General features: G+C 61.0%; 10 protein-coding genes. 6 read left to right on the top strand and 4 right to left on the bottom strand.

Annotated elements, in window-relative coordinates:
• Positions 1-6 precede the first annotated feature (6 nt).
• From JFN90_RS06705 to JFN90_RS06690, 4 genes are all read left to right on the top strand, one after another.
• Positions 7-1140, top strand: a complete 1134-nt coding sequence (locus tag JFN90_RS06705) for a 2-oxoacid:acceptor oxidoreductase subunit alpha (protein WP_199394344.1) — start codon at positions 7-9, stop codon at positions 1138-1140.
• A 1-nt stretch (position 1141) separates the two neighbouring features.
• Entirely contained in the window at positions 1142-1954 is an 813-nt protein-coding gene (locus JFN90_RS06700; protein ID WP_199394343.1) for a 2-oxoacid:ferredoxin oxidoreductase subunit beta, read from the top strand.
• Positions 1955-1973: 19 nt separating this feature from the next.
• Complete coding sequence (locus JFN90_RS06695) at positions 1974-2522, top strand: 2-oxoacid:acceptor oxidoreductase family protein (RefSeq protein ID WP_199394342.1); 549 nt, start codon at positions 1974-1976, stop codon at positions 2520-2522.
• A 293-nt stretch (positions 2523-2815) separates the two neighbouring features.
• Positions 2816-4048: an HD-GYP domain-containing protein gene (locus JFN90_RS06690; protein WP_199394341.1), complete on the top strand. Its 1233-nt coding sequence runs from the start codon at positions 2816-2818 to the stop codon at positions 4046-4048.
• A 331-nt stretch (positions 4049-4379) separates the two neighbouring features.
• Here JFN90_RS06690 and JFN90_RS06685 read toward each other — a convergent pair whose 3' ends face one another.
• Together JFN90_RS06685 and rlmD are read right to left on the bottom strand one after the other, a co-directional pair.
• The gene (locus JFN90_RS06685) at positions 4380-5582 is read right to left on the bottom strand and encodes an HD domain-containing protein (RefSeq protein ID WP_199394340.1); all 1203 of its coding nucleotides are present in this window, start codon (positions 5580-5582) and stop codon (positions 4380-4382) included.
• Between the two features lie 239 nt (positions 5583-5821).
• The gene (gene rlmD / locus JFN90_RS06680) at positions 5822-7495 is read right to left on the bottom strand and encodes a 23S rRNA (uracil(1939)-C(5))-methyltransferase RlmD (RefSeq protein ID WP_215906728.1); all 1674 of its coding nucleotides are present in this window, start codon (positions 7493-7495) and stop codon (positions 5822-5824) included.
• A gap of 172 nt (positions 7496-7667) precedes the next feature.
• Here rlmD and JFN90_RS06675 point away from each other — a divergent pair, with 172 nt between their 5' ends.
• On the top strand, positions 7668-8192 hold the full coding sequence (locus JFN90_RS06675) for a YbhB/YbcL family Raf kinase inhibitor-like protein (protein WP_199394339.1): 525 nt from the start codon (positions 7668-7670) through the stop codon (positions 8190-8192).
• 4 nt (positions 8193-8196) lie between these two features.
• Here the strand turns inward: JFN90_RS06675 and JFN90_RS06670 are convergent, their stop codons facing one another.
• Complete coding sequence (locus JFN90_RS06670) at positions 8197-10008, bottom strand: amidohydrolase (protein ID WP_199394338.1); 1812 nt, start codon at positions 10006-10008, stop codon at positions 8197-8199.
• Positions 10009-10144: 136 nt separating this feature from the next.
• Complete coding sequence (locus JFN90_RS06665; protein WP_199394337.1) at positions 10145-10798, bottom strand: hydrolase; 654 nt, start codon at positions 10796-10798, stop codon at positions 10145-10147.
• 159 nt (positions 10799-10957) lie between these two features.
• On the opposite strand from JFN90_RS06665, the gene ispG reads away from it, so the two are divergent.
• Positions 10958-12004, top strand: a complete 1047-nt coding sequence (ispG, locus tag JFN90_RS06660; protein ID WP_199394336.1) for a flavodoxin-dependent (E)-4-hydroxy-3-methylbut-2-enyl-diphosphate synthase — start codon at positions 10958-10960, stop codon at positions 12002-12004.
• The last annotated feature ends 87 nt before the right edge of the window (positions 12005-12091 follow it).

Below are 12091 nucleotides of genomic sequence, written 5' to 3'. Positions count from 1 at the left end.
AAGAAAGTGGCTAAAAAAGTTGCATTCCTTCAGGGGAACGAAGCTGCCGCACAGGGGGCACTCTACGCCGGGTGCACGTTCTTCGGCGGTTATCCGATTACACCTTCCACCGAGGTGGCAGAGGTTATGTCTGTCGAGCTTCCGAAGATCGGCGGTAAATTCATCCAGATGGAAGACGAGATCGGTGCCATGGCTTCCATCATCGGCGCTTCCTTGACCGGCGCGAAAGTACTGACCGCGACCTCCGGCCCGGGCCTCTCTCTGAAGCAGGAGCTGATCGGCTACGCCTGCATCGCCGAGACCCCGTGCGTCATCGTCAACGTCATGAGGGGCGGCCCGTCCACCGGCATGCCGACCGGCCCTTCCCAGTCCGACGTCATGAGCGCCAAGTGGGGCACCCACGGTGACCACCCGGCCATCTGCCTCACCCCGGCTTCCGTGCAGGAACTTTTCGAAGAGACCGTGCGCGCCTTCAACCTGGCTGAGAAATACCGCACCCCGGTAATGATCATGCCGGACGAGATCGTAGCCCACATGCGCGAGCGCATCGTGTTCCCGGAGCCGGGCGAACTGGAAGTCATCAACAGGACCGCTCCGAGCGTCTCCCCGGCCGAGTACAAGCCGTACGATACCAGCTTCGGCGACGTACCGCCGCTGGCAGCTTTCGGCACCGACTACCGCTTCCACGTGACCGGCCTCAACAAGGGCCAGGACGGCTTCCCGACCACCAAGGCAGCCTGGGTACAGGACGAGGAAGAGCGCCAGGTGCGCAAGGTTGAAGGCAACGTAGACGACATCGTCCAGTTCGAAGAGTACGAACTTGCCGACGCCGAAGTCGCCATCGTCGCCTTCGGTTCCACCTCCCGCTCCGCCCGTTTCGCAGTCAACGAGGCCAGGAAGCAGGGCATCAAGGCCGGCCTGTTCAGGATCAAGACCTTCTGGCCGTTCCCGGAGAAGCAGATCGCGGCTCTCGCCGGCAAGGTGAAGGCATTCATCACCCCGGAGATGAACCTCGGCATGTGCACCGGCGAAGTGAAGCGCTGCGCTGAAGGCAAGGCACCGGTCCACGGCATCTTCCGCGTTGACGGCGAGCCGATCAACCCGGGGCAGATCCTCGAAAAGATCAAGGAGGTTAAGTAACATGTCTTTTGATTACGATAAGTACATCCGTCCCGGCAAGCTGCCGCACATCTGGTGCCCGGGCTGCGGTCACGGCATTGTCATGAAAGGCCTGATCCGAGCAATCGACACCCTTGGTCTTCAGAAGAACAACACCGCCATCGTTTCCGGCATCGGCTGCGCATCGCGTCTCCCCGGCTACATGGACTTCTGCACCCTGCACACCGCGCATGGCCGCGCCGCCGCTTTCGCAACCGGCGTGAAGATGGCCAAGCCGGAGATGAACGTCATCCTGGTGGGCGGCGACGGCGACGGTACCGCGATCGGCGGCAACCACTTCATCCACGCCTGCCGTCGGAACATCGACATGACCTACATCATCATGAACAACAACATCTACGGGATGACCGGCGGCCAGTTCTCCCCCTGCACCCCGACCGGCGCCAAGGCTTCCACCACCGTGTACGGCAACCCGGACCCGGCATTCGACGTCGCCAAGCTCGCCATCGGCGCCGGCGCCACCTTCGTCGCTCGCGGCACCGCGTACCACGCGACCCAGATCGACAAGCTGATCGCGGAAGCCATCCAGCACAAGGGCTTCTCCGTGGTCGAGATCCTGGACGACTGCCCGACCACCTACGGTCGCCGCAACAAGTTCAAGTCGGTCATCGAGATGATGAACCGCCTGAAGGACGTCGCCGTTCCGGTCAAGGCCGCCGAGAAGATGACAGCCGAGCAGCTCGAAGGCAAGATTCTCACCGGTGTTCTTTACAAGGAAGAGCGTCCGAACTACACCGACGAATACGCGAAGGTCATTGAGCGCGCCAAGAAATAACAAAGGAGGAGAACCTCAGATGTCTCAGAGATATGAAATCAGATTTTCCGGGGCTGGTGGGCAGGGTCTCATCCTCGCCGGCGTCATTATGGCAGAAGCCGCTTCCATCTACGACGGCAAGCAGGCAGTTCAGTCCCAGAGCTACGGCCCCGAGGCAAGGGGTGGCGCATCCAAGTCGGAAGTCATCGTTTCCGACAGCATGATCGACTACCCGAAGGCGACCGTGGTCGACGCGCTGCTCGCGCTGACCCAGGAAGCTGCCGACAAGTACTCCCACGACCTGAAGGAAGGGGGCGTGCTGCTGATCGACTCCGACCTGGTGAAGAACATCCCGAAAGGCAACTTCAACACCGTTGCTTTCCCGATCATCAACACCGCCAAGAACGAAGTAGGTCGTGAGATCGTGGCCAACATCGTGGCGCTGGGCGCCATGGTGGCACTGACCGGTGTGGTCACCAAGGACGGCGCTGAGAAGGCCGTTTTGGCTCGCGTTCCGGAGGCCTTCATGGAGCTGAACAAGAAGGCATTCCAGTTGGGTTACGAGAAAGCGATCGCAGCACGCGCCTAATCGTCCTGACATCCAGTGACAAAGGAAAGGCCCGGCTCACAGCCGGGCCTTTTTTTATACAAAGGTTCAACGCGAAGACTCAGCTTCCCTTGGCGCCTTTGCGTTAAGGAGCAAAAAAACATCGGATATTAACGCAAAGACGCAGAGACGCAAAGGTATAAAACTAAAGCAGATGTTAGTGCCTGGTCCTCTTTGCGCCTTCGCGTCTTTGCGTTAAATTTAATGCCGTTGAAGTCTCCAACTGATCAGCTATAAAGAATAGGCCACAGATACATTTTCAGAAGGATGGAAGTATGCCCCAGGAACTGTGTCACCTAGCTCTAAGACAGACTCTGGATCTTATCAGGCTGACCGACGAGGCGCTGAAGGATTTGACCCGCCGCAGGTTCAACAGCGACGAGTTGTACCGCGAAGTGCTTGGCAAACTGCTCGGCGGCAACGGACGCCGCGGCCCCAGCGGCATCCTGATCGCCAATGAAGGCCCCGGTAAAGTGTGCTGCAACGGGCGCGTCTTCCACTTAAGGCTCGGCGAACTCCTCGAGCGCTCAGACCAGATCACCATCGAACCCGGCTCCACCTACGCGAGCAGCCTGCTGATGGTCGAGGGGGGGAGCGAGGCTGTGGCGCTGAACTGGTCCGATAGCTGCGCCAGCATCGAGGAATTCCAAACCTTCTTCCATCCCCAGGTCGTGGCTACCATGGGGGAGCCCATTCTCAATTTCGTGAGTTGCCGCATCAGCGGCGATGTGCGCGGGGTGATCGAAGCCTTCAACTACGCCGGCCACGTCACCGAGTACGATGCCGACGTGTTAAGAAGCGCCGCGGTCATGATCGGGTCGCTGCTCACTGTTTCCAACGGCATGCGCGAGACCGAGCACGCCTTCCACTACACCATCCAGGCCCTGGCCCGTGCCTGCGAGGCAGCTGAGCCGGACACCGGGCGGCATATCGTGCGGGTGAACCGCTACGCTGGAGCGCTCGCGGCCAACATGGGGTTCAACACGGATTTTGTCGAGGACATGTCACTGTCCGCGCAGATGCACGACGTCGGTAAGATCAGGATACCGGCGGAGATCCTGCTCAAGGAAGGGAGGCTGACGCCGAGAGAAATGAAACTTATGCGCCAGCATCCCGCCTACGGCTCCGAGATCATAGGTGATTCCCCGAAGCTTAAGATCGCTCGTGAGATCGCCATCTCGCACCACGAGAACTGGGACGGCACCGGCTACCCCAAGCGGCTCAAGGGGGAGAGGATTCCCATCTCCGGTCGCATCGTGAAGGTCGCGGACGTCTACGACGCGCTGCGCTCCCGGCGCAGTTACAAGGGAGCCATGAGCCATCAGCAAACTCTGGACGTTTTCAGAAATGGTGACGATCGTATCAACCCCGCCGCCCATTTTGACCCCGCCGTGCTGGCCGCCTTCTTCAGGATCGAGCACATGTTTGAGATGATCTACGACAGTTCCGTTCTTAAGCTCGGCCTCGATCGGTCCGTCAAGCCAACCAAGAGTGGAGAGCATGAGTAGAAGAGGGCAGAGGGGACTGGCTCCGCAGGTGCCAGTCCCCCTAGTGTGACACTCATTTCAGCCCTGCCGACTTCGGCGATGCCCTAAGGGGACAGGCACCTTGCGGAGCCAGTCCCCTCCTTCGGGACCGGTCAGTGAAGCCTGCGGAAAGTTGAGAGTAAGAGTAGAAGAGGGGAGCGAAGAGCAGCGGCGAAGATCGGTGAGTGTTGGGAGTGTTGGGAATGTTGGGAGTGCTGGGAGTGCTGGGAGTGCTGGCCACTAGCAGTACACGTGGCCTAGCGTTCCCCCCTTCGCGAAGGGGGGACAGGGGGGATTTGCCCTTGCCCCTGAGTCATAAAGAAATCCTCCTAAACTCAGCGACCCTATGCTGCATGATGACCTGCTGCAGCTTTTCCGGCGGGAACTCCTTGTTGTCCAGCAGCACCGGATCAATCCCCAACTGGGCCGCGTTCATCCTGGCCACCTCCAGCGCCGTTTCCCATCCCGGCATGGTGGCATGAAAGTCCGCCGCCACCTGCAAAGGCAGGAAATCCTCAATCCCCCCCTTGATGGCGTCCAGCGCCAGCCTGATCTTGGTCGAATCGCGCAGTTCCTCCCACCGGTTGGCGTTGTTGTGCAGCCTGTTGGTCGCCTGCAACGCGCGCAGCAGCGCGACCGGCAGACGCAGCCTCTTGCAGAAGGCAGGCACCTGCTCCGCACCCAGCGCGTCGTGGCCGTGGTGCTTGGGGTGCAGTTCCGGTGGTGTGTACAGCTTGCCCAAGTCATGAAAGAGGGCGCAGAAGCGGGCAGTGGTGTCCGTTGTCAGTTGTGCCATCCGTTCCAATACCTGCAGCGAGTGCGTGAACAGGTCCCCCTCGGGGTGATGCGTGGGCGGACCCGCGGTGACCTCCGCCATCTTGAAGACCTCCGGGAGGAAGTTGCTGCCGATACCGAACTCCACCATGCGGCGGAAAAAGCGGGACGGATCCTCCTTCGCGATCGCCTTCAGCATCTCCTGGGAAAACCGTTCCACCGGGATCCGCTGCAGTTCCGCCGACCAGTCCCGGCCTTTCAGGATCGCTTCCGCCTCCGCATCGAGGCGCCACCCCTCGCACTCAAAGCGGAAAGCGCGCAAGATGCGCAGAGGATCATCGGTCAAGCTGGTGGGGCTGCAGCAGCGCAGGACGCGGCGCTGTACGTCGGCTTGACCGCCAAGGGGGTCCGATAGTTCACCTTCAAGCGACATCGCCATGGCGTTCACGGTGAAGTCGCGCCGGGACAGGTCATCGGGGAGTGCGTCGAGCGCAGGGAGCCAGGTGACCTCGATCTTGCCGAAGGGTTCTTTGAAGCGGAAGTAGATGTTGGGGGTGCTTTTCGACTCCACCAGGCGAAAGCCAAGAGCGGTAAGTTCCGGGACGGGAACGGCAGCGGCCAGGTCCACGTCCTGGCACTCGACCCCGAGCAAGACGTCCCGCACCATGCCGCCCACCATAAAGATGGAAGGGTGCAGGTGCTCCGGGAAAAAAACTTTCAACGCCATGATCAGCTGGTCCATTGACACCCCTCAAAGTCCTTAACGCAAAGGCGCCAAGGCGCAGGGACGCTAAGAATACCTACAAACAAAACAGACAGTAAGGAAAGTTAAACCGCTTTGCTCATCTTTGCGCCTTTGCGGCTCTGCGTCTTTGCGTTAAAGCCTTTGAAAAAGAAAGGCTTCGAGAAATTCTCAAAGCCTGTCTCCTCTACCTCTTTGCGTCTTAGCGCCTCCGCGTCTTTGCGTTAGGCCTTTTACCTTTATGCCTTTTCCAGCAGCGCCACATCCTCGACATGCACCGTCTGCGGGAACATGTCAACCGGCTGCACCTCCAGGGTCTTGTATCCCAGGCGGAACAGGATGTCCAGGTCGCGCGCCAGCGTCTCCGGCGAGCAGGAGACATAGATGATACGCGCGGGGCTTATGGCGGCTACGCTTTTCAGCACCTTCTCGTCGCAACCTTTCCTGGGCGGGTTTAGGACGATCAAGTCGGCGCCCCCTTCCTCGCCGATCTCGTCGATGAGGTGTGCCGCATCCCCGGCCTCGAACCTGCAGTTTTTAGCTTCGTTGAGCGCAGCGTTCGCAGTTGCGTCGGCCACCGCTGCATCCACGAACTCGATGCCGACCACCTCCCGCGCTCTGTCCGCCAGAAACAGCGAGATGCCGCCGATGCCGCAATAGACGTCGATTACCCGCTCCTTCCCGGTGAGCCTTGCGTATTCGCGCACCTTGCCATAGATCAGGCGGGCCGCGCCACTGTTCACCTGGAAGAAGGAGTGCGGCGAAAGGTTGAACCTCATGTCTCCGATGAACGCCTTCAGCGTCTGCGCCTTGGTGATGGAGCGGTCCTTGTGGCCGAAGATCACGTTGCCGGTCGAGTTGTTGATGTTCTGCGCCACCACGGCGACTTCCGGGACCGCCTGCTGGATGAACTTCGCCAGGTGGTGCATCTCGTTGTAACTTTCCTCCGTGGTGACGAAGACCACCATCACCTGGTTGCTAGGTTCCGCCACCCGCACCACCAAGTAGCGCAGGAGTCCCATCTCGCTCTTGGGGTTGTAGATCTGCACCTTCCCCTTTTTGATGCCGGCCTTGGCCGCCTTCACTACCTTGTTGATCAGCGGGTGGTGCAGGGCACAGTCCTCGATCTCCAGCACGTCGTGCGTGTTGCGCCGGTAGATGCCGATGACCGGGTCGTTGTTCTTGCCGGCGACCACGAGCTTCGCCGTGTTGCGGTAACCCAGTTCCTTCGGGGAGCCGATGGTGTCGTGCACGGTTACCTCGAAAAGCGAAGGGAACTTGTGGATCTGCCGCGCGACCAGGCTCTTTTTCCAGGCGAGCTGGGCGGGGTAGCGCATCTGCGTCAATCCGCAGCCGTCGCAGGCTTTTCCCATTTTGCAGGTGGGGGAGGGGGTGCGGTCCGGGGAGGTTTTCAGGGGCTTGACGATATTGGCGAAGGTCTCCCTGCGCCCTACGTAGGTGATCTTCGCCACCAGTGATTCGCCGGGAAGGCCCCCGGCGACAAGTACGCGTGTCCCTTCGTGATTGGCGACGCCGAAACCGTCGTCGTTGGTGGTAGTAATGTGGAGCTCCAGCACCTGTCCGCTTCTCAGCTTCGGCTGGCGCTCCTCGCGCTCCGGTCGCGCCGCTATCTCGACCCTGGCAGGCTTGGCTGCGGTTTTGGCTTCCGGGGATCGGGGCGCCTTGAAGTATTCAGGTTCGCGCCGTTCGCGCGACTTTGCCGTCGCGGGACGTGCCTGCTTGCCCGTGGAGGATGCAGGAGCGGCTGCCGGCTTTGCCTTGGGGGGGTGCGCCTCGGCTGTCGTTGCACTCTTCGGGGGGGCTGACGTGTGCGTTGCAAAGGTTTTCTTCGGTTTTCCACCGGCGGGGTGCTTTACTCTATCTCTTTTAGGTGCGTCACTTTTATTTTTCATCTCTCTTGTTTAAAGGGAAATAGGATTCCTGTCAACCGCCGAATTGCCGCCGGAAGTTCCTTGCAGCCGGACATTCAGCCGATAGACTGGACCCTGTAATTCTGCCAGGCCGCGCAAGAGGGATGCCGGTATGTAGAGAAGGGCGGCGGACAAAGATCTAGGGGAGGCGATCATGTGTGATTTGAGGAAGAGTTTCCTGTTGGCGTTGGTGCTTACGCTCTTTGGCGCGACATCGATGCAGGCAAAGGAGTCGCAGCTCAAACTTGTCAGTTCCGCGTTCAAGCAGGCCGGCCAAATCCCGTCCCTTTACAGTTGTGACGGCTCCGATACCAGTCCGCCGCTTGCCATCGATGGGATCCCGAAGGATGCCAAGTCCCTCGCCCTTGTCATGGACGACCCAGATGCCCCCGGCGGAACCTGGGTGCACTGGGTGCTTTGGAACATCGCCCCGTCCACTTCCCAGATCACCCAGGGGACGGTGCCGCGCGGGGCGCAGCAGGGGGTGAACAGCTGGCGGCGCAAAAGTTATGGCGGCCCCTGTCCCCCCTCCGGTCAGCACCGCTACTACTTCCGGCTTTATGCGCTCTCTGAGCGCCTGAACCTCCCCTCCAACAGCACCAGGAAGGAACTCGACCTCGCCATGCGCGGCAAAGTCCTGGCACAGGCCGAGCTCCTCGGAGTTTACGCGCACCACTGAGGGCCTAGTAGGCGAAGCAGTCGCAGCCCAAGTCCCAGAAGCGCCGCTGCCGCGGCATCCAGATGCGCGTGTGGCGGTGCCCCGGTGCTGCCTCTTTGCGCGCAACGAAGGACGCCGGGTTATCACCGCGGTGGTAGCCGCCGTAGCGGCCCACCGGCGACCAGTCCGGGCTTACCGGCAACGGCGGCACCAGGTTGCTGAATTCCTCACCGCCGTACACGACTCTGCCCCCAACCACGGTCAGCACCGACTCGATCGCCTTGATCTCCTTCTCGGCCACCTCAAAGTAATCGGCCGACAGCACCGCTAAATCCGCCAAGGCGCCCGGGGTCAGGATACCCTTCTTACCCTCCTCGCCGGAAAACCAACTGCTCCCCTCGGTGTACAGCCTGAGTGCCTCCATGCGGCTCAAGTGGTTCGCCTCCGGGTAGAGCAACGTCCCGCCGATGGTGCGTCCGCTGACCATCCAATACAGCGACAGCCACGGGTTGTAGCTGGCCACCCGCGTCGCGTCGGTGCCGGCACCTACCGGAATGTCCAAGGCCATCATGCTCCGGATAGGCGGGGTGTGCGCGGTTTCCCTCTCCCCGTAACGATCAAGGAAATATTCCCCTTGGAACGCCATCCGGTTTTGGATGGCGATACCGCCCCCCAGTGCCCTGACCCGCTCCAGGTTCTCTTGGGTGATGGTCTCGGCGTGGTCGAAGAACCAGCGCAGCCCGTTGAAGGGGATGTCCCGGTTCACAGCCTCAAAGACGTCCAGGAATCTGGTGATCGATTCGTTGTAGGTTGCATGCAACCGGAACGGCCACCGCTTCTCCGCCAGCAGTCGTACCACCGCGGAGAGTTCCTCTTCCATTACCCCGGGGAGGTTCGGGCGCGGCTCAAAAAAATCCTCGAAGTCCGCAGCCGAAAACACCAGCATCTCTCCGGCACCGTTCATGCGTAGGAAGTCGTCCCCCTGTCCCGGCTCCGTCATGGTGACCCACTGCGAGAAATCGGCCAGTTCACCTTTGGGGTGCTGCGTGAACAGGTTGTAGGCGATACGCAATGGGAGTTCACCCGCCTTTGCCAGTTCCTGAATAACGCGGTAGTCGTCAGGGTAGTTCTGGAAGCCGCCGCCGGCATCGATGGCGCTGGTGAGCCCGAGCCGGTTCAGCTCCCTCAGGAAATGGCGCGTCGAGTTCACCTGGTCCTCAAAGTTCAGCTTGGGCCCCTTGGCGAGACTTGCGTAAAGCAGCATGGCGTTCGGCTTGGCGATCAACAGCCCGGTGGGGTTCCCGTTCCGGTCCCGCTCGATCATCCCCCCCGGCGGGTCGGGCGTGTCCTTGCCGTAGCCAAGGGCGTGTAGCGCCGCCCGGTTCACCAGGGCGCGGTCGTACAGGTGCAGGATGAAGACCGGGGTGTCGGGCGCCGCCAAGTTGAGTTCATCCAGAGTCGGCATGCGGCGCTCCGCGAACTGGAACTCGGTCCAGCCGCCGATGACCCGTACCCATTGCGGCGGCGGGGTCCGTCTGGCCTGTTCCTTGAGCATTTCCAGCGCTAGCGCGAGCGACGGGACACCGTCCCAGCGCAGCTCCATGTTGAAGTTGAGCCCACCACGGATTACGTGTATGTGCGAGTCGTTCAGCCCCGGGATCATTCGGCGTCCCTTTGCGTCGATCAATTGGGTGTGGTCATCCGCCGTGGCGGTCAGTTCTTCGCCGCCCAGAGCCTCCACCTTACCCTCCTTTATCGCGATAGCCGAAGCCTCCGGCCTTCCCTGGTCCAGGGTACTGATCCTGCCGTTATATATAATGAGGTCTGGTCCCTTCATAGTTTTGCCTCCCTCAAAAGATACAGGCAGGGGACTGAACCCCTGCCTGCCGAACGTACAGCCCGTTAAACGTTGAAACTGCTCCCACTACGCCGGTCCATTCTCCCTCTCCCAAAGGGCGAGGGTATGGGCAATCCTATTTCAGGATGCTCGTGCGGCTGGCGGGCGCACCATGTACCATTGTGTAGGCGTATTCCACCCCCTGCCCGTAGGCTCCGCAATGTTCCTTCACCACGGAGATGACATCGTCGTAGGTTTCCTTGCGCGCCCAGGTCCTCTGGTACTCCAGCAACACCTGCAGCGAGGTCATCGGCACCGCCCCTGCTTGCTCGATGCGCCGCATGGCCGCGTTGTGCGCCGCGACGCTGGTGCCGCCCGAGGCGTCCTCCACGGCGTACACCTCGAAGCCTGCCTTCATCGCCTCGAGCGCAGGGAAGGCGAGGCAGACCTCGGTCCAGAGTGCGGCCATGATCAGCTTGTTGCGCCCCGTGGCCTGCACCGCCTCTACGAATTTGGGGTCATCCCAGGAGTTCATGGAGCTCCGTTCGATGATGTCGTTGTCCGGGAAGATGTCCAGGAGCTGGGGCCACATGTTCCCCGAGAAACTCTTAGTCTCGACGGTGGTGAGTATGGTGGGGACGCGGAAGATCCTGGCCGCCTTCGCCAGGAGCATTACGTTGTTGAAAAGGGTTTGCCGGTCGATGCTGGCAACGCCGAAAGTCATCTGAGGCTGAAAGTCGATGAAGATGACCGTGCTGTTGGTTGGGTTCAGCAGATCCAGTTTACTCATGACAACTACCTCCTGTGTCTTTTACCTCCAATAGGCACAGTATAGTCCTCCCGCTAATTAGTGGCGCAGGAAATTGCCAGTCGCCGCTGCCGTGCGCAATGACGGTGGGGGGTGATCCTTCCTTGCTTTTCCCCATAGATTTAGCTACTATGTCGCGCTATGAAAAAGCTCACCCGGCAGATAAAGATAGGCAGCGTGCCGATCGGTGGCGGCGCTCCCTGCTCCGTACAGTCCATGTGTTCCACCGACACGAGAGACGTGGCCGCGACCCTGGCGCAGATCGGCCGTCTGGCCGAGGCCGGTTGCGAGATCGTGCGTTGCGCGGTGCCCGACATGGACGCCGCCAAGGCCCTGGCCGGCATCAAGGCCGGCAGTCCCATGCCGCTCATCGCCGACATCCACTTCGACTACAAGCTGGCCCTGCAGGCGCTGGAGTCTGGCGTCGACGGTCTGCGTCTGAACCCCGGCAACATCGGCGAGCGCTGGAAGGTGGCCGAGGTGGTCAAGGCGGCCGCCGAACGGCAGATCCCGATCAGGATCGGCGTCAACGGCGGTTCGCTGGAGAAGGAACTCCTGGTCAAGTACGGGCATCCGACTCCGGAGGCGATGGTCGAATCCGCGTTGGGGCACGTCAGGATCCTGGAAGAGCTCAACTACCGCGAGATCAAGATCTCCATCAAGGTGTCCGACGTATTGCGGACGCTGGAGGCCTACCGGCTCCTCTCCGACGCGGTGGATTACCCGCTGCACATCGGCGTCACCGAGGCCGGCACCATCTTCTCCGGCACCATCAAGTCCTCCGTCGGCCTTGGTATCCTGCTGCACCAGGGGATCGGCGACACCATGCGCGTATCGCTCACCGGCGATCCGGTGCACGAGGTGCGCGTCGCCTACGACATCCTGAAGTCGCTCGGGCTTAGGCAGCGCGGCATCAACTTCGTATCCTGCCCGACCTGTGGCCGTTGCCAGGTCGATCTCATCCCCGTTGCCGAAGAAGTCGAGCGTCGCCTCGCGCACCTGGACAAGAACATCACCGTGGCCGTCATGGGGTGTTCCGTGAACGGACCCGGCGAGGCGCGCGAAGCCGATTTCGGCATTGCCGGCGGCAGGGGAGAAGGGCTTCTCTTCAAGCACGGCGAGATCCTGCGCAAAGTGCCGCAGGACAAGTTGGCCGACGCGCTGGTCGAGGAAGTACTAAAACCTTAAAGCTCACCACAGAGGTCACAGGGGAGCACAGAGGACGCAGAGAAAACCTTTCGGGGACCTCTGTGGCCTCTGTGGACCTCGGAGTCC

The organism is Geomonas propionica, from assembly GCF_016458235.1.
GTDB classification, from domain to species: domain Bacteria; phylum Desulfobacterota; class Desulfuromonadia; order Geobacterales; family Geobacteraceae; genus Geomonas; species Geomonas propionica.
The sequence above is the reverse complement of the archived record's forward strand: the minus strand, read 5'-3'. Positions and strand labels throughout refer to the sequence as shown.